This window comes from Brevundimonas sp. (assembly GCF_035627055.1).
In the GTDB taxonomy this organism is placed as follows: domain Bacteria; phylum Pseudomonadota; class Alphaproteobacteria; order Caulobacterales; family Caulobacteraceae; genus Brevundimonas.
Window position 1 is genome coordinate 18,690 of the sequence record NZ_DASPMM010000016.1, and the last position, 22,274, is coordinate 40,963.

Sequence of the window (22,274 nt, forward strand, 5' to 3'; positions counted from 1 at the left end):
GGGCGGTTCGACCAGCGCGTCTCCTCCCGCCGCCGCACGGACGGCCTCGTCGGGGTCAGCCGCTGCACTGCTGCCGGGGGTCCGGCTTTCCGGGCGCCGGAATCTCATCGGAGATCAGGCTGGCGGCCTGCCGCGCATATCCGGCGTCACGCAGCGCCAGACCCGTCCGGAGGGCGATGAAGCGCAGGTTTAGCTTCAACCGGCCCTCCAGCGCCGGGAGCTTGTCGAGGACGGCGCAGGCCGCGTCAGGCTGACCGTTGGCGATCAGCATGCGAGTCCAGTCGAGGAAGAAGGGGGCCAGATCGTCTTCGCCGGTCACCGGATCGGCCGTCAGAAGGACCTCGAAGAGCCGGGCCGCTTCGGCAATCCGCTCCGGGTTCCCCCCGGTTCGGCCGGGCTGACCACGGAGTTCGCCGAGGGCGATTGAGGTGGCGAGCGCCTCGACGTGGCCCGGCCCCAATCGGGCGCGGTTGATCTCCAGCGCCTCGACGAGGGCGGCTTCCGCTTCCGCCGAGGCGGCCGCGCCCAGCTGTTCGACCTCGAACGTCCCATAGTCGCTCAGCGCCATCGCCCGCAGCCGGCTGTCGGCTGGCCAGGCGGTCCTGGCTTCCGCCGCCGCACGCCGAAGCCAGGGCAGGGGATCGCCCTTGTCCGCGTGGATCATCAGCGCGATGGCCCATGCGGTCATCAGCCGAACCCGCTCCGCGGGCTCCGACGCCGCGGCGGTCAGAAGCTGTTCAACCCGCTGTTCGGCGACAGTGATGTCTCCCTTGTCGAGGGCCTCAAGGGGCCCCTTCACGGCCCGCTCCAGCTCTTCCTCGGCCCAGGCGCCGGCGAACGGGTCGTCGGCCACCGGGGCGGCCGCGGTCTGCGGCGAAGCGGCCACGGCCGGGCTCGCCCCCGCCGTTTCGGCGAAAGCGGTTGCCAAGGCGACCGCGACTACCAATGCTCGACGCATGGCGCTTCTCCCCGCAGAGCCGACCGGAACACAGGCCATCGCCCGGCCGTTTGCCGCTCCATGCTGAAGAATCGCGGGCCTCAGTTCAACCGGCAGTCTAAGGACGGGGGCGGCCTCGGGCTGTGGGGTATTGTCGGGGCCGTCGCCGGCGGTCTGGCGGTCGGCGCCGGGGCGGCGCATCTGCTGTATCGCCACGGTCACCGGTACGGCCTGGAGTTGCGCCGCCCGAGACCGGAGCCGGTGGCGCCGCGCCCGCCCCTGCCCGAGGATTTCGAGGAGAAGGAGCCCGGCCGCGGACGGCTGGCGCGGCGGCCCGAACACATCCCGCACAAGGGCTGGATCGACATCTTCTGGCGCGTGGGCATGTCCTATTTCGGGGACCGGGTCGGCTTCATTTCCGGCGGCGTGACCTTCTTCGTGGTGCTGTCGCTGTTCCCGACCCTGGCCGCCTTCGTGACCATCTACGGCCTGTTCTCCGATCCCAGCGACGTCGTGGCGCGGCTGTATTTCCTCTATTCGGTGATGCCCTCGGGGGTGGCCGGCTTCGTCTCCGGCGAGATGCAGCGGCTGGCCGACAACTCCAACACCCAGCTGACCTTCACCCTGGTGTGGACCCTGGCCCTGTCGCTGTGGACGGCCAACGGGGCGATCAAGGTGCTCTTCTACGGTCTGAACATCGCCTACCACGAGGTCGAGCGGCGCAATTTCTTCACCTACAACCTGCTGTGCCTGGCCTTCACGGTGTCGGGGCTGGCGGCCATCCTGGTCACGGCCGGCCTCGTCGTCGGCGTGCCGCTGGCCCTGGGGTATCTGGGCCTGGCGGACGAGTGGGCCTATCTGGCGCCGCTGCGCTGGCCGCTGCTGCTGTTCGTCTACATCGCCTCGCTGACCGTGGTCTATCGGCTCGGGCCGTGCCGGCAGCGGGCGCGGTGGCGCTGGCTGACGCCGGGCGCCCTGTTCGCCTCGCTGCTGAGCGTCGGCCTGTCGCTGGGCTTCAGCTGGTATCTGCAGACCTTCGTCAAGGTCGACTCCTACGGCCCGCTGGCGGCGATGATGGGCTTCCTGCTGTGGACCTGGCTGAGCGTCCAGATCATCCTGATGGGGGCCGAGCTGAACGCCGAGGTCGAGCACCAGACGGCGATCGACACCACCACTGGCGAGCCGGTCGCGCTGGGCGAGCGGGGCGCGGTGGTCGCCGATACGGTCGGGCCGCGGCGGGGCAACCTGGCGGCGCTGGCCTTCACGCTGAAACACGCCGAGGCGCTGTCCGACCGGCTTCTGAAGCGGCGCATCCGGCAGGCGCCGCCCGAGCCCTGAGCGAGCCCCTGGCCAGATTGCAACCCTTGGTGCAATCTGGCCGCGGGGGAGTTCACAATGATCCGCAAAGCATTCGCCGCGCTGCTGCTGGCTCTCGGCTTTCTGACCGCCATGCCCGCCGCGGCCTCTCCGGCGGCGGCGCCGCCGACCGCCGAACAGCAGGCGGAACTCCGCCGGCTGGAAGCCCTGCTCGAGAGCCTCGATCCGCAGGGAGGCGAGATCACACTGCCCGCGGCGAAGGCGACATTGTCCCTGGGCGAAGACTATTATTTTCTCGGCGCCGATGACGCCCGGCGGGTGCTGATCGACGCCTGGGGCAACCCGCCGTCGGTGGTCGATGGCGTGCTCGGCATGGTCTTTCCGGCCGGCAAGAGCCCGCTCGATGATACTTGGGGCGCGGTGATCACCTACCTCGGCGACGGCTATGTCTCTGACGCCGATGCCGCGAGCATCGACTACGCCGACCTGTTGCGGCAACTGAAGGCCGGCGAAGAAGAGCAGAACCGCGCGCTGGCCGCCGAGGGCTATCCGGCCTCCACGATCGTCGGGTGGGCGCAGCAGCCGAGCTATGACGCCGCGCGCCACAATCTGATCTGGGCCAAGAACATCGCCTTCGCCGACAGCTCCGACAACACGCTGAACTACGACGTCCGGGTGCTCGGCCGGGAGGGCGTGCTGAGCATGAACATCGTGGCGCAGATGAGCGACCTGGCCGCCATCGGACCCGAGGCGTCGAAGCTGATGAACACGGCCTCGTTCCAGCCGGGGGCGCAGTACGCCGACTATCGCGAGGGCGTCGACAAGAAGGCGGCCTATGGGGTCGGCGGCCTGATCGCCGGCGGCGCGGCGCTTGCCGTTGCCAAGAAGGTCGGGTTGCTGGGCATCCTGTTCCTGGTGCTGAAGAAGGGTTGGATCGTCCTGGCGATTGGCGGGGCCGCGGCTTGGCGCTGGCTGAGCACCCTGTTCGGCGGCAAGAAGGGCGGCGAGTTCAGCTCGGCGGCGCGCGCAAGCTACGAGCCCGGCGGGCTCGGCGGCGACCCGGCCGCGGCCGCCGTTCCCGCTGAGTCCGAGCCGGGCGAGGCGCCGGAACCCGGGGCGGACGGCGAGCCCAGGACCTAATACCAGCCGGCCGCGCGCAGCCCGCGGGCGTGGCGGCGGCTGACCGGGACCTGCAGGCCGCCGGTCAGCGTCAGCAGGGCCCGGCCGTCGCCGCGGCTGACGCCGGTCACCGCCTCGCGCGCCACCCACCAGCTGCGGTGGGTGCGGGCTCCGTCCAGTCCCTCCAGCTCCTCCAGCGCGTCGGTCAGCCGCATCAGGATCAGGTCGGACCCGCGGTCGGTGTGGACGCGCAGATAATGGTCCTCGGCCTGGACCGCGTGGATGGCCGCGCCGCGCAGGCGGGCCGGCAGGCGCTGCGGAAAGCGGGCCGGCGGCCGCCCCGGCGGCGCGGCGTGGGTGATCATCGGGCGGCCGCGGGCGAGGAACAGGTTGAGGGTGGTCATGGCCGCGGTGACCAGCAGCACCGGCAGCAGGAAGCCGGCGATACGGCCGGCCGGCGGCAGGGCGCCGAAGAAGAACAGGCCGGTCGCGGCCCAGACCAGCAGCGTGCCGGGGAGGGCTATAGCCAAGCTTATCGCGGCGGACGCCAGCCATGGGCGCCGCTCCAGGTCGATGACCCGTCCGACGGCCAGGGCGCACAGCTGGCCCCACAGCCCGCCGGCGATCATCACCGCGACCCAGTAGGGCAGCCGCCGGGCGAGCCCGGCCTCTCCCGTGCCGAAGGCGCCGCTGAGCGCGAGGAAGAGGCCGGCGGCCGCGGCCACGGCGAGGCCGCGCAGGAAGTCAGTTCGGGTCGGGCGGCTCGCGGCGGTCATGGCCCGTCCTTGAGACCATGAATCGCCGGGCTGTTGAAGGCGGCGGGCGCCGGCGCTTCGTGAACGACCGCCGCCGGCCGCCGGCGGAATTCCAGTGGCCGTTCGCGCAGATTGTCGAGCCCAAGGCCCGGCGGCGGGCCAGGGTCAGGCATCGTTCGATCCGGAGGAAACATGTCCGACCCCACCCTCGTCCACGCGCCCTTCCTGCGCCGCCACGCCGCCAGCCTTGTCGGCGGATCAACCGCGGCGGGGATCGCCGGCTGGCTCCTGCTGCGATCGGGGCCGGCGGCGCTGCCGCGGCCGCACGCGCCGGATCTGTCGCTGCTGATGCACGCTCCCGTCGCCATTCAGCTGCATGTCGCCGCCGCCGTTGTGGCGCTGGTCATCGGGACCGTGCTGCTGGCCGGGGTGAAGGGCGACCGCCTGCACCGCTCGCTCGGCTGGGCGTGGGTGGTCGCGATGGCGACGACGGCGGTCAGCTCCCTGTTCATCCGTCAGATCAACGCCGGCGGCTTTTCCTTCATCCACCTGATCAGCGGCTGGACGATCGTGGCCCTGCCGATGGCGGTGTACGCCGCGCGCCGCCACAGGGTGGCGAACCATCGCCGGGCCATGACCGGCATGTTCGTGGGCGGCCTGCTGGTCGCCGGCGCCCTGACCTTCCTGCCAGGGCGGATGATGTGGGCTATGGTGTTCGGCTAGGATCGGCGCCGCCGGATCCGCACACCGCGCGAAAACCGGCGGCGGCGAAGCGGACCATGTATTCGCCGGCCGTCTCCAGGTCGCCCGAGCGGCACAGGCCGCCGGAAAGCCGGTCGAGGCGGCCGGTCTCGCCCAGCGTCAGGGTCAGGGCGCCCGACAGGTTGTGGTAGCCCCAGTACAGGTCTTCCTCGCGCGCCTCGGGCAGGACCCGCTTGATCAGTTCGATGAGGCGCCGGGCGGTGGGATCGAAATAGCGGGTCATGATCTCGCCGCCGAACATCGGGTTGGCGTTGGTCTGGGCCACGAGGGCGGCGTAGTGCTTCCACCCCGGCCCGCCCTTCAGCGCCCATTCGAACGGGGAATGCAGGAAGGCCGCGAGCAGCCCCTCCAGCGTCATGTCCGCCCCGGCCGCCTCGGCGTAGCGGTTGATGGCGTTGACCCGGTCGCTGTTCCAGACCTCGGCCCGGCGCAGGAACACCGCGTCGAACAGGGCCCGCTTGGCCCCGAAATAATAGTGCACCAGGGCGGTGTCGACGCCGGCCTCGCGCGCCACCTCGCGGATGGTGACGCCGTAGAAGCCGTGTTTCGAGAACAGGTCCTCGGCGGCGTCGAGGATGGATTCACGGGTGTCGGCGGCGCCCTCCGCCCTGGCCTTCGGCGGCCGGCCGCGACGCGCAGGGGCGGCGGCGGGCCGGGGAGCGGGGGCGGCGGGTTCGGTCATCCGGTCAAGCTAGGCTCCGTCAGGGCGTCATGGCAACGGCGCCACAGGTCCGCCGCGGACCGCCCCCTCCAAGCGCCGCCGTTTGACAGCGGGGGGAAAACGGTTACGGTCCCGGAAAATCATTGAACGCTGAATAAAAAGCGTCACGGCCGGAAACACACAGGAATGGGGCTTCACATGAACCGCTACGTAAAGACCGCCTTGCTCGCGGGGGCCGCCTGGAGCGCGCTGTCGACCGCCGTGCTGGCGCAGGACGCCGCGCCGCAGCAGGGCGAGGCCGCGACCAGCGTCGGCGACGTCATCGTCACCGCCCGCCGCCGCGACGAGGCGCTGAAGGACGTGCCGATCTCGGTCTCCGCCCTTGGCGCGGAACGGCTGGAGGAAACCGGCGCGAGCGACATCACCGCCCTGCAGCAGCAGACGCCGAACGCCACGGTGCAGGTGGCCCGCGGCTCGAACTCGACCCTGATCTCCTTCATCCGCGGCGTCGGCCAGCAGGATCCGCTGTGGGGCTTCGAGCCCGGCGTGGGCCTGTATGTCGACGACGTCTATGTGGCCCGTCCGCAAGGCGCGGTGCTGGACATCTATGACGTGGAGCGCATCGAGGTGCTGCGCGGGCCGCAGGGCTCGCTGTACGGCCGCAACACGGTCGGCGGCGCGATCAAATACGTCACCTCGCGCCTGTCGCAGGATCCCGAACTGACCCTGCGCGGGGCCTACGGCAGCTACAACCAGGTCGATCTGCTGGCCTCGGGCAGCATGCCGCTGGCCGACAATTTCCGCCTCGGCGGCGCCATCGCCAGCTATCAGCGCGACGGCTACGGCTCCAACCTGAACACCGGCGCCGAGCACTACAACAAGGACGTCCTGGCCGGCCGCATCAGCGCCGAATGGGAACCGCGCGAGGACATGTCGATCCGCCTGGCCTACGACCGGGTCGAGGACGACTCGAACCCCCGCCACGGCCACCGCGAGATCGCGGGCGTCGGACCGGGCGCCGGGGTGCCGGACAGCGTCTATGACACCTACGCGGGCGTCGGCGACGAGAACTCGGTGATGAACCAGGGCTTCTCGGCCACGGTCCAGCTGGACCTGAACGAGCACTGGACCTTCAAGTCGATCACCGCCTGGCGCGAAGGCGACACCGACACGGTCATCGACTTCGACAACACCCCGGCGGCGACGCTGGACATCCCGGCCTACTACGCCGACGACCAGCTGACGCAGGAGTTCCAATTCCTGTTCGACTACGACCGCATGCAGGGCGTCATCGGGGCCTACTTCCTGGACGGCCACGCCGAGGGCGCGTTCGACACCGTGCTGGGCGCGGCGGGCATCACCATCGGCACCGGCGGCTATGTCGACACCACCAGCTTCGCGGCCTTCGGCGACGTCAACCTGGACCTGACGGAGCGTCTGCACCTGGGCCTGGGCGCGCGCTTCACGCAGGACACCAAGACCGGCCACGTCAACCGCGCCACCTTCCTCGGAGCGGGCCGCACGCCGCTGACCGGCGGCCCGGCCGCTGTCCCGCTGGTGCAGAACACCCTCTATACCAACGAGAAGGACTTCACCGACTTCTCGCCGCGGGCGGCCCTGTCCTATGACCTCTCGGACGAGCTGACCGGCTATGTGTCGTGGTCGAACGGCTTCAAGTCGGGCGGCTTCGACATGCGCGGCGACGCCAGCCTGACCCCCGACACGGTCAACGGCTATGACCCGGAAACGGTGGAGTCGTGGGAACTGGGCCTCAAGGGCTCGGTGTTCGACAACCGGCTGTCGTTCAGCTCGGCCCTGTTCCACAACACCTACGAGGACCAGCAGGTCACGACCCAGGTGCCGGCGGGCGCCAACGTGGCCAGCTTCGTCGACAACGTCGGGCAGTCGACCCTCTACGGGGCCGAGTTCGAAGGCGCCCTGTTCATGACCGACAACCTGACGGCCAACTTCGCCGTCGGTTACCTCAAGTCCGAGTTCGACGAGTTCCTGCGCTACAATCTGGCGCTGGGCGTCTACGAGGACATCTCCGACCTGGTGGTCCTGCAGAACGCGCCGACGTGGACGGGCTACCTCGGCCTGACCTGGCGCGGCGAGCTGGCGGGCGGCGAGATCGCCGTCACCCCGTCGGTGTCGTACCGCGACGACTACAGCCAGTTCGAGTTCCCGAACCCGGTCCTCGACCAGGAGGCCTATGCCCTGGTCGACCTGTCGATCGTCTGGACGGACCCGAGCGACCGCTACACCGTCGGCCTGTACGGCAAGAACCTGACCGACGAAGAGTACCGCGTGGGCGCCTACGCCTTCGCCGGCGCGCTCTTCAACGACTCGATGATCGGCTACTACGGCCCGCCGCAGACGGTCACCGCGTCGCTGCAGGTCAAGTTCTGATCCACGGACTCCTGAAGCCTGATCGCATCTGATCACGGGCGGCGGTTCACCTGAGCCGCCGCCCTTTTTCTTTTACGCGGCGCCGCGGCCCCGCTACCGTTCACGAAGACCACGTCGAGGGGACACGCCATGACCGACACGGCCGCCGCCGCGCCCGTCCGCACGGGCTACCGCCACTATGTGCTGGCGGTGCTGGTCCTGATCTATGCGCTGAACTTCCTTGACCGGCAGATCATCGGCATCCTCGCCGCGCCGCTGAAGGCGCATTTCGAGCTGACCGACTCCCAGTTCGGTCTGCTGGGCGGCATCGCCTTCGCCAGCGTCTATTCGACCCTGGCCATCCCGCTGGCCTGGCTGGCCGACCGGTTCAGCCGGGTGTGGATCATGACCGGGGCGCTGGCGGTGTGGAGCGGCTTCACCGCCCTGTGCGGCATGGCGGGGTCGTTCACCCAGCTGTTTCTGTGCCGGATGGGCGTGGGCGTCGGCGAGGCCGGCGGCGTGGCCCCGGCCTATTCGCTGATCTCGGACTATTTCCCGCCGTCGCAGCGGGCCAGGGCGCTGGCGGTGTTCGCCTTCGGCATCCCGATCGGCACGGCGGCCGGCACCCTGGTCGGCGGCCTGCTGGCGGCGCGCTGGGGCTGGCAGACGGCGTTCATCGTGGTCGGCCTGCTGGGCCTGCTGCTCGCCCCGCTGCTGCGCCTGACGGTGCGCGACCTGAAGCGGGGCGACTCGGACGCGGCGGCGCGCACGGCCCCGACCCCGACCCCGGCCCCGCAACCCGCGCCGATCGCGGCGCTCCCGAGCCGGGTCGGAAGCCTCGCCTCGGTGATAATGCTGGGGGTCGGAGCGATCGCCCTGGCCGTCGGGGCGGTGATCTATCTGTCGATGGACCAGCGGGACACGGGCCTGACCTGGGGCTTCGGCGGCCTGCTGGCGCTGGTCATCGGCGTGTCGCTGCGGATCGCCCGCAGCACCGCCTCGGTGGTGATCCCCAAGCCGAGCTTCTGGCTGCTGTCGCTCGGCGCCGCCTCGTCCTCGATCTGCGGCTATGGCGTGGCCGGCTGGCTGCCGCTGTTCTTCATGCGCAGCTTCGGCCTGACCCTGCAGCAGACCGCCTGGTACTATGCGGGCATCGCCCTGGTCGGCGGCACCCTCGGCATCTGGATGGGCGGCGCCATCGCCGACCGGCTGTCGAAGCGCGGCAAGGGCGCCTATCCGCTGACCCCGGCCATCGCCTTCCTGATCTCGGCGCCGTGCTTCATCCTCGCCATGAACTCGCCGTGGCTGATCGGCCTGGTGCTGCCGGGCGGCGGCACCAACGCCCAGCAGCTGATCCTCGCCTTCCTGATCTTCCTGATCCCGACCGGCCTGAACCTGGCCTGGCTGGGGCCGATCACGGCGGCGGTGCAGCATCTGGTTCCGGCGGCCATGCGCTCCACCGCCTCGGCCCTGTTCCTGCTGATCAACAATCTGTTCGGCCTGGCCGTGGGCTTCTATTATTTCGGCTGGATGAGCGACCTGCTGAGGCCGCAGTTCGGCGACGAAAGCCTGCGCTGGGCCATCTACACCGGCATGGGGTTCTACCTGCTGGCCTCGGCCCTGCTGATCGCCGCCTCGCGCACGCTGAAGCGGGACTGGGTCGACTGACGCGGGGCTTGCGCCGCACGCCATATTGACGCTGTTTTTCACCGCACACTGAGCGGAAGCCGGGCCCGAGGCCCGGTCCTCCCCCTTCATCGAGAGTTCGCCTACATGATCGCCACGCTTCTGTTCGCCGCCGCCGTGACCGCCGCCCCGGCTCCGGCCGACGACTTCAAGGCTCTGTGCGTCGCCACCAAGGGCGATGTCGCCGCCGTGACCGCCGCCGTCGCCGCCCAGGGCTCCTGGTCCGCCCCGACGCAGCAGGACGGCATGACCGTCTGGACCCACAACGGCGAAGGCGTGTCGCGCAACCTGGTGGTCGGCGAGCAGTCCGCCCCCGACGGCAAGCGCCAGGCCTGCATGCTGACCAGCCAGCCCGCCCAGCCGGACCTGGTCGCCGGGATCACCGGCGTGCTCGGCGGCGTGTCGATGCCCGTCGACGCCAACGCCGGCCTCTACGCCTATGCGCCGGACCAGGACACCTACCGCGCCGGCGACGTGACCTTCGTCCAGGTCACCTCCGAGGCGGACAGCACCAGCCTGACCGCCATCCGGCCGATCCGCTAAGCCGGGCTCCCACCGGCACGCCTTGCGCCCTTCGCCCCGCGGCGGAGGGCGTTTCGCTGTTTGAGGCGTCCCCGGCGGTTGCACCCGCGAAGGCGCGGGTCCTATAAGCACGCCGACTTCTCCCCCAAGGCGGCATCCATGAACATTCACGAGTACCAGGCCAAACAGGTCCTGAAGGGCTTCGGCGCTCCGGTCGCGGCCGGCGTGGCCATCACCTCGGCCGATCAGGCCGAAGCGGCGGCGAAGCAGCTGCCGGGACCCCTGTACGTCGTGAAGTCGCAGATCCATGCCGGCGGGCGCGGCAAGGGCAAGTTCAAGGAACTGCCGGCCGACGCCAAGGGCGGCGTGCGCCTCGCCTTCTCGATCGAGGACGTGGTCAAGAACGCCAAAGAGATGCTCGGCAACACCCTGGTGACCGCCCAGACCGGCCCGGCCGGCAAACAGGTCAACCGCCTCTACATCGAGGACGGCGCCGACATCGCCCGCGAGCTGTACTGCTCACTGCTGGTCGACCGTTCGACCGGCCGCGTCTCCTTCGTCGTCTCGACCGAGGGCGGCATGGACATCGAGGCGGTCGCCCACGACACGCCCGAGAAGATCGTCACCATCGACATCGACCCGGAAGCCGGCGTCACCCCCGCCAATGTGGCCGAGATCAACACCGCCTACGGCCTGACCGGCGCGGCCGCCCAGGACGGCGAGACCCTGTTCCCGACGCTGTACCGGGCCTTCGTCGAGAAGGACATGTCGATGCTGGAGGTCAATCCCCTCATCGTCATGGAGAACGGCCGCCTGCGTGTGCTGGACGCCAAGGTCAGCTTCGACGGCAACGCCCTGTTCCGCCACGAGGACATGAAGGCGCTGCGCGACGAGACCGAGGAAGACGCCAAGGAGATCGAGGCCTCGGAATGGGACCTCGCCTACGTCGCCCTGGACGGCAACATCGGCTGCATGGTCAACGGCGCCGGCCTGGCGATGGCGACGATGGACATCATCAAGCTGTACGGCAAGGAACCCGCCAACTTCTGCGACGTCGGCGGCGGCGCCTCGAAGGAAAAGGTCGCGGCGGCCTTCAAGATCATCACCGCCGACCCGGCCGTGCAGGGCATCCTGGTCAACATCTTCGGCGGCATCATGCGCTGCGACGTCATCGCCGAGGGCGTGGTCGCGGCGGTCAAGGAAGTCGGGCTGAAGGTGCCGCTGGTCGTTCGTCTGGAAGGCACCAATGTCGCCGAGGGCAAGCGCATCCTGAACGAGTCGGGTTTGGCCATCACCGCCGCCGACGACCTCGACGACGCCGCCCAGAAGATCGTCGCGGCGGTCGGCTGATGCTCTCGACGCTCGCCATCGCGATCTCCTTCGGCTCGGCGAGCCCGGCTCACGTCGCTCCGCAGAGCGCGGATGTGGGTGAGCTTGTCCGGCAGGCGTGTGTAGAGACCGGTATGCGCCGGAACGCCTTTGAGACGCTGGGGCGCGAGCGCCGCTGGCGGCAGGCTCGTCTCACGTCAGATAGCAGCGCGCCGGAAAGCTGGACTCTCGCCTTCCGGATTGATGGCGGTCTCGTGATGCTCAGTTACGATCCGAGATCCGGTGCAAGCGACCTTTCGGTTGGGTCAGTCTGTTCGGTCTCGGTCGACCGCGCAGCGCCGGGTCTGGCGGACGAGATGGCGTCTCTCGCCGCCAGCCTCGGGCTTGGCGACGAGTCGCCTTTCGTCGACCAGCCCCCCGGCGCGGCCCCCATGCGCATCTGGTCCCGCTTCGGCGACAAGACCTTGACCTACGCCGCCGCCCCCGACGGGCGCGCGGTCGTCTCACTCTCGCGCCAGGTCGTCTCGACCCTGCCTGCCTCTCCCCCGGGAAACTAGAATGTCCATCCTCGTCGACAAGAACACCAAGGTCATCGTCCAGGGCCTGACCGGCAAGACCGGCACCTTCCACACCGAACAGGCGCTTCGCTACTACGGCACGAAGATGGTCGGCGGCGTACACCCGAAGAAGGGCGGCGAACTGTGGCACGGGTCGGAGGGCGAGACCCTGCCGATCTATGCGACCGTGGCCGAGGCCAAAGAGGCCACCGGCGCCGACGCGTCGGTGATCTATGTCCCGCCGGCGGGCGCCGCAGACGCCATCATCGAGGCCATCGAGGCCGAGGTGCCGTTCATCACCTGCATCACCGAGGGCATCCCGGTGCTGGACATGGTGCGGGTCAAGGCGCGGCTGGACCGGTCGAAGTCCCGCCTGCTGGGCCCGAACTGCCCCGGCATCCTGACCCCGGAAGAGTGCAAGATCGGCATCATGCCGGGCTCCATCTTCAAGAAGGGCAATGTCGGCATCGTCTCGCGTTCCGGCACCCTGACCTATGAGGCGGTGTTCCAGACCACCAACGAGGGCCTCGGCCAGACCACGGCCGTCGGCATCGGCGGCGACCCGGTCAAGGGCACCGAATTCATCGACGTGCTGGAGCTGTTCCTCGCCGACGAGGAAACGAAATCCATCGTCATGATCGGCGAGATCGGCGGCGGGGCCGAGGAGGACGCGGCCCAGTTCCTGATCGACGAGGCCAAGAAGGGCCGCAAGAAGCCGATGGTCGGCTTCATCGCCGGCCGCACCGCGCCCAAGGGCCGCACCATGGGCCACGCCGGCGCTGTCGTCTCGGGCGGCAAGGGCGACGCGGAGTCCAAGATCGCCGCCATGGAGGCCGCCGGTATCCGGGTTTCCCCGTCGCCGGCGCGGCTGGGCTCGACCCTGGTCGAGGTCCTCAAGGGCTGACGCCTTGTCCCGGTAGTGGGGCAGCCGAGGGTCGAAATTCCCGAAATTAGGGACAAATTCACCCGCGGCGCCTCCATTCGGTCATGACCGATCAGGAAACAGCGCCTATATCAACGGCGCCGGTTCGCGCAGGCGTGCGCGCACCGCCGAAGGGATGCGACGAGAACAATGGCGGACGATGCCGGTCGGCTGAATCAGGTCTTTGCCGAGACCAGCTTCCTGTATGGCTCCAACGCCTCGTTCATCGAGGACCTGCACGAGAAATGGGCCGCCGATCCGGCGTCCGTCTCGGGCGAATGGCGCGCCTTCTTCGACCAGCTGAGGGACAACGCCGAAACGGTGAAGGCCGCCGGCGCCGCGGCCGGCTGGGGCCGCTCGCCGGCATCGGAACCGACCGAGGAGGCCGCCGTGTTCGACGGCCGCTGGCCGACCCCGAAGCCCGACCCGAAGAAGGCCTGGGCCGCGCCCGCGAAGGAGGCCGGCGTCTCCGCCGAGGCCATCCGCGCCGCCGCGCACGATTCGATCCGCGCCCTGATGCTGATCCGCAGCTACCGCGTGCGCGGTCACCTGCAGGCGACGCTGGACCCGCTGGGCATTGAGCAGCCGACCGAGAACCCCGAGCTGACCCCCGAATTCTACGGCTTCAGCGAGGCCGACCTCGACCGGCCGATCTTCCTCGACGGCGTGCTGGGCCTGCAGACCGGCACCATCCGCGAGGTGCTGGCCATCCTCAAGCGCACCTACTGCGGCCACATCGGCATCCAGTTCATGCACATCGCGGAACCGGACGAGAAGAACTGGCTGCAGGCGCGCTTCGAGGGGCCGGACAAGTTCGAAACCAACGCCTTCACCCGCGAAGGCAAGCTGGCCATCCTCAACAAGCTGATCGAGGCCGAGGGCTTCGAGCGCTTCCTGCACAAGCGCTTCCCCGGCACCAAGCGGTTCGGCCTGGACGGCGGCGAGGCCATGGTCCCGGCGCTGGAGCAGATCATCAAGCGCGGCGGCGCCCTGGGCGTCGACGAGATCGTGCTGGGCATGGCCCACCGCGGGCGGCTGAACACCCTGGCGGCGGTGATGGGCAAGCCCTACCGCGCCATCTTCCATGAGTTCCAGGGGGGCTCGACCGTCCCCTCGGACATCGAGGGATCGGGCGACGTCAAATACCACATGGGCGCCAGCTCGGACCGCGAGTTCGACGGCAACAGGGTCCACCTGTCGCTGACCGCCAACCCGTCGCACCTCGAGATCGTCAATCCGGTGGTGCTGGGCAAGGCGCGGGCGAAGCAGGCCTTCGACATCCGCGAGGCCAATGCCGGCCAGCCGGAAGAGCAGTGGGCCCTGGACCGCTCCAAGGTCGTGCCGCTGCTGATCCACGGCGACGCCGCCTTCGCCGGTCAGGGCGTGGTCGCCGAATGCTTCGCCCTGATGGGGCTGAAGGGCTACCGCACCGGCGGCACCATCCATTTCGTCGTCAACAACCAGATCGGCTTCACGACCAGCCCGCGCAACAGCCGGTCCAGCCCCTATCCGTCGGACGTCGCCCTGATGGTCCAGGCGCCGATCTTCCACGTCAACGGCGACGATCCGGAGGCGGTGGTCTTCGCCGCCAAGGTGGCCACCGAGTTCCGCCAGAAATTCCACAAGGACGTGGTGGTGGACATGTTCTGCTACCGCCGCTTCGGCCACAACGAGGGCGACGATCCGACCTTCACCCAGCCGGTGATGTATTCGAAGATCCGCGCCCTGCCCTCGACGCGCGAGATCTACACCGAGCGGCTGATCGCCGAGGGCGTCATCGACCAGGCCGCGGTCGACGCCGAGGTGGCGCGCTTCGAGGCCTTCCTCGACGCCGAGTTCGAGGCCGGCAAGAGCTTCGTCGCCAGGAAGGCCGACTGGATGGACGGCCAGTGGCAGGGCATCGGCCAGCCCGACGGCGAGGAGCGCCGCGGCGAGACCTCCGTGCCGGCGGCGAAGCTGACCGACCTCGGCCATCGGCTGACGACCATTCCGAACGACGTCGACATGCACAAGACGCTGAAGCGCGTCATGGACGGCCGGCGCGAGATGATCACGACCGGCGAGAACATCGACTGGGCCACGGCCGAGAGCCTGGCCTTCGCCTCGCTGCTGGACGAGGGCTTCCCGGTCCGCCTGTCCGGCCAGGACTCGGTGCGCGGCACCTTCAGCCAGCGCCACTCGGGCATCGTCGACCAGACCACCGAGGCCCGCTACGTCCCGCTCAACAACCTGCGCGAGGGCCAGGCCGAGTTCGAGGTGATCGACTCGGCCCTGTCGGAAGAGGCGGTGCTCGGCTTCGAATACGGCTACGCCCTGACCGACCCCAATACGCTGGTCATGTGGGAAGCCCAGTTCGGCGACTTCGTGAACGGGGCCCAGGTGGTCATCGACCAGTTCATCACCTCGGGCGAGCGCAAATGGCTGCGCATGTGCGGCCTGACCATGCTGCTGCCGCACGGCTACGAGGGGCAGGGGCCGGAACACTCCTCGGCCCGTCTGGAGCGCTTCCTGCAGCAGTGCGCCGAGGACAATATCCAGGTCGCCAACTGCACCACCCCGGCCAACTATTTCCACATCCTGCGCCGCCAGATGCACCGGCCGTTCCGCAAGCCGCTGATCATCATGACGCCCAAGTCGCTGCTGCGGCACAAGAAGGCGGTGTCGACGATCGCCGACATGGCCGAGGGCAGCTCGTTCCACCGGGTGCTGCACGACGACGCCCAGACGCGGCCGGACGTGGCGGGCATCAAGATCCGGGCCGACAAGGACATCCGCCGCGTCGTGCTGTGCTCGGGCAAGGTCTATTACGACCTGCTGGACCGCCGCGAGAAGGACGGAGTCGACGACGTCTATCTGATGCGGCTGGAGCAGTTCTATCCGTGGCCGATGAAGTCGCTGATGACCGAACTGGCCCGCTTCCCCGACGCCGAACTGGTCTGGTGTCAGGAGGAGCCGAAGAACATGGGCGGCTGGACCTTCGTCGATCCATGGATCGAACTGACGCTGGAGAAGCTTTCGGTGAAGTCGAAGCGGGCCCGCTACGTCGGCCGCCCGGCCTCGGCCTCGACCGCCGCGGGCCTGATGAGCCGGCACCTGAAAGAACTCGACGCCTTCCTGACCGACGCCTTCGCCTGATAAGCGATATCCTGACCTGAACGAGACCTGGACCCGACCATGGCCGACATCCTGACCCCCGCCCTCGGCGAATCCGTCACCGAAGCCACTATCGGCAAGTGGACGAAGAAGGCCGGCGACCCGGTGAAGAAGGACGAGGTCCTGGTCGAGCTGGAGACCGACAAGGTGTCGCTGGAGGTGGTGTCGCCCGCCGACGGGGTGCTGTCCGAGATCAAGGCCGCCGACGGCGAGACCGTGGCCCCGGGCGCCGTGCTGGGCGTGGTCAGCGAAGGGGCGAGCGCCGCGCCGGCCGCCGAGGCTCCCAAGGCCGAAGCGAAAGCCGCGCCCGCCGCTCCGACCGCGGCCGCCGAGCCCGCTCCGGCCGCCGCCCCTGCCCCTGCCCCTGCCGCTTCCGCCGGATCGGTCGCGATCATGACCCCGACCATGGGCGAGAGCGTCGCCGAGGGTTCGATGGGGACCTGGCTGAAGAAGTCCGGCGACACGGTCGCCAAGGACGAGCTGCTGGTCGAGATCGAGACCGACAAGGTGGCCGTCGAGGTGTCGGCCCCCGCCGCCGGCGTGCTGACCATCGACGCCGAGGCCGGCTCGACCGTCACGCCCGGACAGCAGATCGGCAGCATCGCCGCCTCGGGCGCCGCCGCGGCTCCGGCCGCTCCGACGCCGGCCGCGCCCGCCAACGCCGGCTCGGCCCAGGTCAAGGCGGACGCCCCGCACCTGTCGCCCGCCGTGCAGCGCGTGGTCAGCGAAAACAACCTCGACCCGAAGGCCATCGAACCGACCGGACCCAAGGGCAACATCACCAAGGGCGACGCCCTGAACGCCATCAACGCCGCGCCCAAGGCCGCCGCCGCGCCGGCCGCCGCCGCCCCCGCCGCGCCGCGCGCCGACCAGCCGCGCGAGGAGCGGGTCAAGATGACCCGGCTGCGCCAGACCATCGCCCGCCGGCTGAAGGAATCGCAGAACACCGCCGCCCAGCTGACCACCTTCAACGAGGTGGACATGACCAACGTCATGGCCCTGCGCAGCCAGTACAAGGAAGCCTTCGAGAAGCGTCACGGCGTCAAGCTGGGCTTCATGAGCTTCTTCACCCGCGCCGTGGTCCAGGCCCTGCACGAGATCCCGGCGGTCAACGCCGAGATCGACGGTACGGACATCATCTACAAGAACCACTACGACATCGGCATCGCCGTCGGCACCGAGAAAGGCCTTGTCGTGCCGGTGCTGCGCGACGCCGACCAGCTGACGCTGGCGGGCATCGAGAAGGGCATCGCCGCCCTGGGCAAGGCCGCCCGCGACGGTGACCTGACGCTGGAGAACCTGCAGGGCGGCACCTTCACCATCACCAACGGCGGCACCTACGGCTCGCTGATGTCGACGCCGATCCTGAACGCGCCGCAGTCGGGCATCCTGGGCATGCACAACATCGTCCAGCGCCCGATGGCGGTGAACGGCGAGGTGAAGATCCGCCCGATGATGTACCTGGCGCTGAGCTACGACCACCGCATCGTCGACGGCAAGGAAGCCGTGACCTTCCTCGTTCGCGTCAAGGAACTGCTCGAGGACCCGGCGCGGGCGCTGCTGGACCTGTAGGGGCGCGCGGGCGATGATCGAGATCGCCCGCTTCGCCGACGTCTACGAGGCCGAGATCGTAGCGTCCAGGCTGAGAGCCGCGGGCTATGTCGCCGTGCTGGGCGGGGCCGAACACGCCAAGGTCAATTTCCTCGTCCTGCAGGCGCTCGGCGGCGTCAACCTGTCAGTGCCGGACAATCAGGCGGACGCCGCCCGCTCCCTGCTCGAGGCGCTTCGGGACGGCGCCGAGCGGATCGAGGACGCTGATCCTGTGGTTACGAAACCCGCCCGAAAGGCTGGATTTGTGGCCCTCCTGACGATCATCGGGCTGGGCTTTCTCGTCGGCCGCTGAGGCCTTCCCTATCCGCGATCGCGGACCAGCGCTCCCAGCACCTCGTCCGTATGCTCGCCCAGCGCGGGTGGCGGCAGGTCATAGGCCACGGGCGTGGCCGACATCCGGATCGGCGAGCCCACGGTGCGGACCGGGGCGGACAGGTCGGGGCGGGCCTGGGACACCTCCAGCCCGCGGTGCTTCGCCTGCGGCTCCTCGAACACCTGATCGATGGTGTTGACCGGGCCACACGGCACGCCCGCCGCCTCCAGCGTCTTCATCAGCGCCTTCATGCTCTGGCCGGCGGTCAGGGCCGAGAGCTCGGCGGTCAGGACGGCGCGGTGCTCGATGCGCAGGGCGTTGCTGGCGAAGCGGGGATCGGCGCCGAGGCCCGGGGCGCTCAGCGCCTGCGCCAGCGCCCCGAACTGGCCGTCGTTTCCGACCGCGATGACCACCATGCCGTCGGTGCAGGGGAAGGGCTGATACGGCGCCAGGTTGGGGTGGGCGTTGCCCATCCGCGTCGGCGCCTTGCCGCTGACGAAGTAGTTGGTCGCCTGATTGGCCAGCATGGCCGCCTGCACGTCGAACAGGGCGATGTCGATATGCTGGCCCTGCCTTGTCGCCCGCGCGTGCAGCAGGGCGGCGAGGATGGCGTTGGAGGCGTACAGGCCGGTGAACAGGTCGACCACGGCCACGCCGACCTTCATCGGCTCGGCCCCGGGCGCGCCGTCCGGCTGGCCGGTGATCGACATCAGCCCGCCCATGGCCTGGATCATGTAGTCGTAGCCGGCCCGGTGCGCGTCCGGCCCGTCCTGGCCGAAGCCGGTGATCGAGCAGTAGACCAGCTTCGGATTGACCGCCGCCAGGGAGGCGAAATCCAGGCCGTACTTCTTCAGCCCGCCCGTCTTGAAATTTTCGACCACGACGTCGCAGGTCTTCGCCAGTTCTCGCACGACGGCCGCCCCCTCGGACGTGGCGATGTCCAGCTCGACCGACTTCTTGCCGCGGTTGGCGCACAGGAAATAGGCCGCGTCGCCCTTCGAGCCGTCCGCCTTGGTCGTGAAGGGCGGCCCCCAGTGGCGGGTGTCGTCGCCGGCGCCCGGCCGCTCGATCTTGATCACCTCGGCCCCGAGATCGGCCAGCGTCTGCGTCGCCCACGGCCCGGCGAGGACCCGGGACAGGTCGAGGACGCGAACGTCGGAGAGGGGGCCCTGGGTCATGAAGCGTAACTAGCCCTTCTCCCCTTGCGGGAGAAGGTGGCCCGCGCAGCGGGTCGGATGAGGGGTCGCACAGGTCGCCGAAGCATCAGGGCGCGGCGACGAATCTCACGGGCTGGCGCGACCCCTCACCCGTCAGCCTTCGGCTGCCACCCTCTCCCGCAAGGGGAGAGGGATGATCAGAGCCCCGGGTCCCACACGCCGGCGTCGCGCATGCGGCACTCGCGCGCTTCCTTCGCCCGGCCGTCCAGCTCCTCGGCCATGCAGCAGACCGCCTTCGACACCGTCGCCTTGTGCACCCCCGGCACCAGCGCGTGCATGAAGGCGCATCCGGCCAGCTTCAGCAGGCGGAAGCCGAAGCGCGACGACGCCGCCATGTGATGGAGATAGCTCTCCTCCACCTCGCGCGGGTGCTCGACGAACAGGCGATTCCAGGTGCGGATCATGGTGACAGCCTAGCCTGCGTCGGGCCGTGCCTCTACCCGACCTGCGCATTTTGGCCTAAACCGCGCGCCTCTGCCACGCTCACGAAAGACCCTCCATGGCCGACGGCGCCTCCGCTCCGCACAAGACCTTCCGCTGGGACGACCCGCTGGACCTGTCGGGGCGGCTGACCGACGACGAGCGGATGATCCAGGACGCGGCCCGGTCCTACGCTCGCGAAAAGCTGCTGCCGCGTGTCATCGCCGCCTTCCGCGACGAGGTGTTCGACAAGTCGATCATGACCGAGTTGGGCGAAATGGGCTTCCTCGGCGCCATGCTGCCGGAGCAGTACGGCGGCTCCTCGGTCAGCCATGTCGCCTACGGGCTGATCGCGCGCGAGATCGAGGCGGTCGACAGCGGCTACCGCTCGGCCATGTCGGTGCAGTCGTCGCTGGCCATGTACCCCATCTACGCCTTCGGCTCGGAAGAGCAGAAGATGCGTTTCCTGCCGCGCATGGCCGCTGGCGAACTGATCGGCTGCTTCGGCCTGACCGAGGCCGACGGCGGCTCCGACCCGGCCTCGATGAAGACCAAGGCTGTCGCCGTCGAGGGCGGCTACCGCCTGAACGGCGCCAAATACTGGATCACCAACAGCCCGATCAGCGACCTCGCCGTGGTCTGGGCCAAGCTGGACGACACGATCCGCGGCTTCATCGTCGAGCGCGGCTCCGAAGGCTTCACGACCGACAAGATCGGCGACAAGCTTTCCCTGCGCGCCTCCATCACCGGCGACATCGGCCTCAACGACGTCTTCGTGCCGGAAGAGAACCTGCTGCCGGGCGTGAAGGGCCTGCGCGGTCCGTTCTCCTGCCTCAACAAGGCGCGCTACGGCATCGCCTGGGGCGCCATGGGCGCGGCCGAGGCCTGTTTCCACCTGACCCGCGACTACGTCGGCGAGCGCATGCTGTTCGGCCGCCCGCTGTCGTCGCGCCAGCTGGTGCAGAAGAAGCTGGCCGACATGCAGACCGAGATCTTCCTCGGCTTCGAGGGCGCGCTGGCGCTCGGCCGGCTGCTCGATCAGGGGGCCTGGGTCCCCGAGGCCATCTCGATGATGAAGCGCAACAACTGCGGCAAGGCGCTGGCCATCGCCCGCGAGGCCCGCGACATGCACGGCGGGGCCGGCATCACCGGCGAAATGCACGTCATGCGCCACGCCATGAACCTTGAGACGGTCAACACCTACGAGGGCGCCCACGACGTCCACGCCCTGATCCTCGGCCGGGCGATCACGGGCGAAAGCGCCTTCTGATGAGCGAGCCGGAAGGCCGCCTCGTCGGCCGGGTCATCGCCATGCCGGCCGACACCAATCCCGAGGGCGACATCTTCGGCGGCTGGCTGCTGGCCCATATGGACCTCGCCGGCGCCACCCCGGCCTTCGAGATGGCCCAGGGCCGCTGCGTGACCATCGCCGTCGACGCCATGGTCTTCCACCAGCCGGTGTCGGTCGGCGACGAGGTCTCGCTCTACGCCACCGTGGTCAAGTCGGGCCGCACCTCGATCCGCGTCCACGTCGAGGCCTGGAAGCGTTCGCGCAACGCCGCCCACGCCGAAGCGGTGCGCGTCACCGAGGGCGTCTTCACCTATGTCGCCATCGGCGACGACAAGAAGCCCAGAGTGCTGCCCGGCGTGCTGCCCGGGGCCGCGGCATAACCTACTCCCGCACTGGGAAATCTTGACCTGCGGCCTGTCTCCCCCTACCTCCCGGCCATGACCGTCCGTCGCATCCTCACCATCGACAACCCCGCCGACCTGGCGGTGCTGAAACAGGTTTCCCGCCCGGTCGAAGGCCCGGTGACGGACGAGCTGCGCGCCCTGATGGACGACATGCTGGAGACCATGTACGCCGCCCCCGGCATCGGCCTGGCCGCCGTGCAGATCGGTGATGTGCGCCGGGTCATCGTCATGGACCTGGCTGATCGCGAGGTCGCCGGCGGCGATCTCCCGGAAGACGCCACGGACGAGGCGCGCGCCGCCGACGAGCAGGCCCGCCGCAACCCCCGCTATTTCGTCAATCCCGAGATCCTGTGGGCCTCGGACGAGCTGTTCCAGTACGAGGAAGGCTGCCTGTCGGTGCCGGACGTCTATGACGCCGTCGAGCGCCCGGCCCGCGTCCGCATCCGCTACATGGACTACGCCGGCCAGACCGTCGAGGAAGAGTGCGACGGTCTCTACGCGGTCTGCATCCAGCATGAGATGGACCACCTCGAGGGCGTGCTGTTCATCGACCACCTGAGCCGCCTCAAGCGGACCATGGCGCTCAAGAAGCTCGAGAAGCTGAGGAAGGCGGCTTAGGCCGCCGCCCTCACAACCCTCCATTCGTCACCCTGAACTTGTTTCAGGGTCCATTTCACCGCCTTCGCCGAGCGCTCGGTTCAGGCACCAGCCCAACCGCACGGTGGCGTTGGCCAGCACGTCCGGGCGTGCGGCACGATGGATGCTGAAACGAGTTCAGCATGACGGATGTGGCGGGGTTCAGAACACCCAATCGACCGTCAGCCAGAACTTCCGCGTATCCGTCGCGAACAGGTCCGCATCGTAATCGGCATAGCGGGCCGAGACGGTGTATTTCCCGACCTTCGCACTC

General features: G+C 69.2%; 20 protein-coding genes and 1 pseudogene. 16 read left to right on the forward strand and 5 right to left on the reverse strand.

The genetic code is table 11. The features are described from left to right. Positions 1–55: 55 nt before the first annotated feature. The gene (locus tag VEA98_RS07785) at positions 56–958 is read right to left on the reverse strand and encodes a hypothetical protein (protein ID WP_324812620.1); all 903 of its coding nucleotides are present in this window, start codon (positions 956–958) and stop codon (positions 56–58) included. Between the two features lie 60 nt (positions 959–1,018). On the opposite strand from VEA98_RS07785, the gene VEA98_RS07790 reads away from it, so the two are divergent. Beyond that, entirely contained in the window at positions 1,019–2,275 is a 1,257-nt protein-coding gene (locus tag VEA98_RS07790) for a YihY/virulence factor BrkB family protein (RefSeq protein ID WP_324812622.1), read from the forward strand. A 57-nt stretch (positions 2,276–2,332) separates the two neighbouring features. Next, a complete protein-coding gene (locus VEA98_RS07795) occupies positions 2,333–3,394 on the forward strand; it encodes a DUF2167 domain-containing protein (protein WP_324812624.1) in 1,062 nt (353 codons plus the stop codon). On the opposite strand, the gene VEA98_RS07800 is transcribed toward VEA98_RS07795, so the two are convergent. Continuing rightward, a complete protein-coding gene (locus tag VEA98_RS07800; RefSeq protein WP_324812626.1) occupies positions 3,391–4,149 on the reverse strand; it encodes a LytTR family DNA-binding domain-containing protein in 759 nt (252 codons plus the stop codon). The two genes, VEA98_RS07795 and VEA98_RS07800, sit on opposite strands and share 4 nt — an antisense overlap. A 171-nt stretch (positions 4,150–4,320) precedes the next feature. On the opposite strand from VEA98_RS07800, the gene VEA98_RS07805 reads away from it, so the two are divergent. Next, positions 4,321–4,851 carry a DUF2306 domain-containing protein gene (locus tag VEA98_RS07805; protein ID WP_414642159.1) on the forward strand — a complete coding sequence of 177 codons (531 nt, stop codon included), beginning with the start codon at positions 4,321–4,323 and terminating at the stop codon, positions 4,849–4,851. Here VEA98_RS07805 and VEA98_RS07810 read toward each other — a convergent pair. Further along, positions 4,835–5,572 carry a TetR/AcrR family transcriptional regulator gene (locus VEA98_RS07810; RefSeq protein WP_324812629.1) on the reverse strand — a complete coding sequence of 246 codons (738 nt, stop codon included), beginning with the start codon at positions 5,570–5,572 and terminating at the stop codon, positions 4,835–4,837. The two genes, VEA98_RS07805 and VEA98_RS07810, sit on opposite strands and share 17 nt — an antisense overlap. A gap of 177 nt (positions 5,573–5,749) precedes the next feature. On the opposite strand from VEA98_RS07810, the gene VEA98_RS07815 reads away from it, so the two are divergent. From VEA98_RS07815 to VEA98_RS07860, 10 genes and pseudogenes are all read left to right on the forward strand, one after another. Continuing rightward, positions 5,750–7,960, forward strand: coding sequence for a TonB-dependent receptor (locus VEA98_RS07815; protein ID WP_324812632.1), 2,211 nt, complete (start codon positions 5,750–5,752; stop codon positions 7,958–7,960). Positions 7,961–8,089: 129 nt separating this feature from the next. Then, the gene (locus VEA98_RS07820; protein ID WP_324812635.1) at positions 8,090–9,607 is read left to right on the forward strand and encodes an MFS transporter; all 1,518 of its coding nucleotides are present in this window, start codon (positions 8,090–8,092) and stop codon (positions 9,605–9,607) included. Between the two features lie 105 nt (positions 9,608–9,712). Further along, entirely contained in the window at positions 9,713–10,168 is a 456-nt protein-coding gene (locus VEA98_RS07825; protein ID WP_324812638.1) for a hypothetical protein, read from the forward strand. Between the two features lie 138 nt (positions 10,169–10,306). Next, on the forward strand, positions 10,307–11,497 hold the full coding sequence (gene sucC, locus VEA98_RS07830; RefSeq protein ID WP_324812641.1) for an ADP-forming succinate--CoA ligase subunit beta: 1,191 nt from the start codon (positions 10,307–10,309) through the stop codon (positions 11,495–11,497). Beyond that, on the forward strand, positions 11,497–12,033 hold the full coding sequence (locus tag VEA98_RS07835) for a hypothetical protein (RefSeq protein ID WP_324812643.1): 537 nt from the start codon (positions 11,497–11,499) through the stop codon (positions 12,031–12,033). The genes sucC and VEA98_RS07835 overlap by 1 nt, the downstream gene beginning before the upstream one ends. A 1-nt stretch (position 12,034) precedes the next feature. Next, positions 12,035–12,937 (forward strand): succinate--CoA ligase subunit alpha, encoded by a 903-nt coding sequence (gene sucD, locus VEA98_RS07840; protein ID WP_324812645.1) that lies wholly within the window; start codon positions 12,035–12,037, stop codon positions 12,935–12,937. Between the two features lie 168 nt (positions 12,938–13,105). Continuing rightward, complete coding sequence (locus VEA98_RS07845; RefSeq protein ID WP_324812647.1) at positions 13,106–16,090, forward strand: 2-oxoglutarate dehydrogenase E1 component; 2,985 nt, start codon at positions 13,106–13,108, stop codon at positions 16,088–16,090. A gap of 39 nt (positions 16,091–16,129) precedes the next feature. Next, positions 16,130–16,486: pseudogene (locus VEA98_RS07850) on the forward strand (biotin/lipoyl-containing protein); the annotation flags it as partial. 15 nt (positions 16,487–16,501) lie between these two features. Continuing rightward, positions 16,502–17,680, forward strand: coding sequence for a 2-oxoglutarate dehydrogenase complex dihydrolipoyllysine-residue succinyltransferase (odhB, locus tag VEA98_RS07855; protein WP_324812667.1), 1,179 nt, complete (start codon positions 16,502–16,504; stop codon positions 17,678–17,680). 13 nt (positions 17,681–17,693) lie between these two features. After that, positions 17,694–18,011 (forward strand): putative signal transducing protein, encoded by a 318-nt coding sequence (locus VEA98_RS07860; protein ID WP_324812650.1) that lies wholly within the window; start codon positions 17,694–17,696, stop codon positions 18,009–18,011. 8 nt (positions 18,012–18,019) lie between these two features. Here the strand turns inward: VEA98_RS07860 and VEA98_RS07865 are convergent, their stop codons facing one another. Next, entirely contained in the window at positions 18,020–19,210 is a 1,191-nt protein-coding gene (locus tag VEA98_RS07865; RefSeq protein ID WP_324812653.1) for a CoA transferase, read from the reverse strand. A 176-nt stretch (positions 19,211–19,386) separates the two neighbouring features. Next, positions 19,387–19,653 carry a DUF6356 family protein gene (locus VEA98_RS07870; RefSeq protein WP_324812655.1) on the reverse strand — a complete coding sequence of 89 codons (267 nt, stop codon included), beginning with the start codon at positions 19,651–19,653 and terminating at the stop codon, positions 19,387–19,389. 95 nt (positions 19,654–19,748) lie between these two features. Between VEA98_RS07870 and VEA98_RS07875 the strand changes: the two genes are divergently transcribed. Genes VEA98_RS07875 through def form a run of 3 tightly spaced genes read left to right on the forward strand, consistent with a single transcriptional unit; the run spans position 19,749 to position 21,982 of the window. Continuing rightward, positions 19,749–20,939, forward strand: coding sequence for an acyl-CoA dehydrogenase (locus VEA98_RS07875; RefSeq protein ID WP_324812657.1), 1,191 nt, complete (start codon positions 19,749–19,751; stop codon positions 20,937–20,939). Then, positions 20,939–21,340: an acyl-CoA thioesterase gene (locus VEA98_RS07880; RefSeq protein ID WP_324812660.1), complete on the forward strand. Its 402-nt coding sequence runs from the start codon at positions 20,939–20,941 to the stop codon at positions 21,338–21,340. The genes VEA98_RS07875 and VEA98_RS07880 overlap by 1 nt, the downstream gene beginning before the upstream one ends. Positions 21,341–21,397: 57 nt before the next feature. Next, positions 21,398–21,982, forward strand: a complete 585-nt coding sequence (gene def, locus VEA98_RS07885; protein WP_324812663.1) for a peptide deformylase — start codon at positions 21,398–21,400, stop codon at positions 21,980–21,982. Positions 21,983–22,274: the final 292 nt, after the last annotated feature.

Excerpts from the sequence above, each read along its gene's own strand:
- VEA98_RS07865 (WP_324812653.1), bottom strand. The coding sequence starts at position 19,210 with ATGACCCAGGGCCCCCTCTCCGACGTTCGCGTCCTCGACCTGTCCCGG.
- VEA98_RS07835 (WP_324812643.1), top strand. The coding sequence starts at position 11,497 with ATGCTCTCGACGCTCGCCATCGCGATCTCCTTCGGCTCGGCGAGCCCG.
- VEA98_RS07875 (WP_324812657.1), top strand. The coding sequence starts at position 19,749 with ATGGCCGACGGCGCCTCCGCTCCGCACAAGACCTTCCGCTGGGACGAC.
- VEA98_RS07880 (WP_324812660.1), top strand. The coding sequence starts at position 20,939 with ATGAGCGAGCCGGAAGGCCGCCTCGTCGGCCGGGTCATCGCCATGCCG.
- VEA98_RS07790 (WP_324812622.1), top strand. The coding sequence starts at position 1,019 with ATGCTGAAGAATCGCGGGCCTCAGTTCAACCGGCAGTCTAAGGACGGG.
- VEA98_RS07870 (WP_324812655.1), bottom strand. The coding sequence starts at position 19,653 with ATGATCCGCACCTGGAATCGCCTGTTCGTCGAGCACCCGCGCGAGGTG.
- VEA98_RS07860 (WP_324812650.1), top strand. The coding sequence starts at position 17,694 with ATGATCGAGATCGCCCGCTTCGCCGACGTCTACGAGGCCGAGATCGTA.
- VEA98_RS07825 (WP_324812638.1), top strand. The coding sequence starts at position 9,713 with ATGATCGCCACGCTTCTGTTCGCCGCCGCCGTGACCGCCGCCCCGGCT.
- VEA98_RS07800 (WP_324812626.1), bottom strand. The coding sequence starts at position 4,149 with ATGACCGCCGCGAGCCGCCCGACCCGAACTGACTTCCTGCGCGGCCTC.
- VEA98_RS07805 (WP_414642159.1), top strand. The coding sequence starts at position 4,321 with ATGTCCGACCCCACCCTCGTCCACGCGCCCTTCCTGCGCCGCCACGCC.
- VEA98_RS07845 (WP_324812647.1), top strand. The coding sequence starts at position 13,106 with ATGGCGGACGATGCCGGTCGGCTGAATCAGGTCTTTGCCGAGACCAGC.
- odhB (WP_324812667.1), top strand. The coding sequence starts at position 16,502 with ATGACCCCGACCATGGGCGAGAGCGTCGCCGAGGGTTCGATGGGGACC.
- VEA98_RS07820 (WP_324812635.1), top strand. The coding sequence starts at position 8,090 with ATGACCGACACGGCCGCCGCCGCGCCCGTCCGCACGGGCTACCGCCAC.
- sucC (WP_324812641.1), top strand. The coding sequence starts at position 10,307 with ATGAACATTCACGAGTACCAGGCCAAACAGGTCCTGAAGGGCTTCGGC.
- sucD (WP_324812645.1), top strand. The coding sequence starts at position 12,035 with ATGTCCATCCTCGTCGACAAGAACACCAAGGTCATCGTCCAGGGCCTG.
- VEA98_RS07795 (WP_324812624.1), top strand. The coding sequence starts at position 2,333 with ATGATCCGCAAAGCATTCGCCGCGCTGCTGCTGGCTCTCGGCTTTCTG.
- def (WP_324812663.1), top strand. The coding sequence starts at position 21,398 with ATGACCGTCCGTCGCATCCTCACCATCGACAACCCCGCCGACCTGGCG.
- VEA98_RS07815 (WP_324812632.1), top strand. The coding sequence starts at position 5,750 with ATGAACCGCTACGTAAAGACCGCCTTGCTCGCGGGGGCCGCCTGGAGC.
- VEA98_RS07810 (WP_324812629.1), bottom strand. The coding sequence starts at position 5,572 with ATGACCGAACCCGCCGCCCCCGCTCCCCGGCCCGCCGCCGCCCCTGCG.
- VEA98_RS07785 (WP_324812620.1), bottom strand. The coding sequence starts at position 958 with ATGCGTCGAGCATTGGTAGTCGCGGTCGCCTTGGCAACCGCTTTCGCC.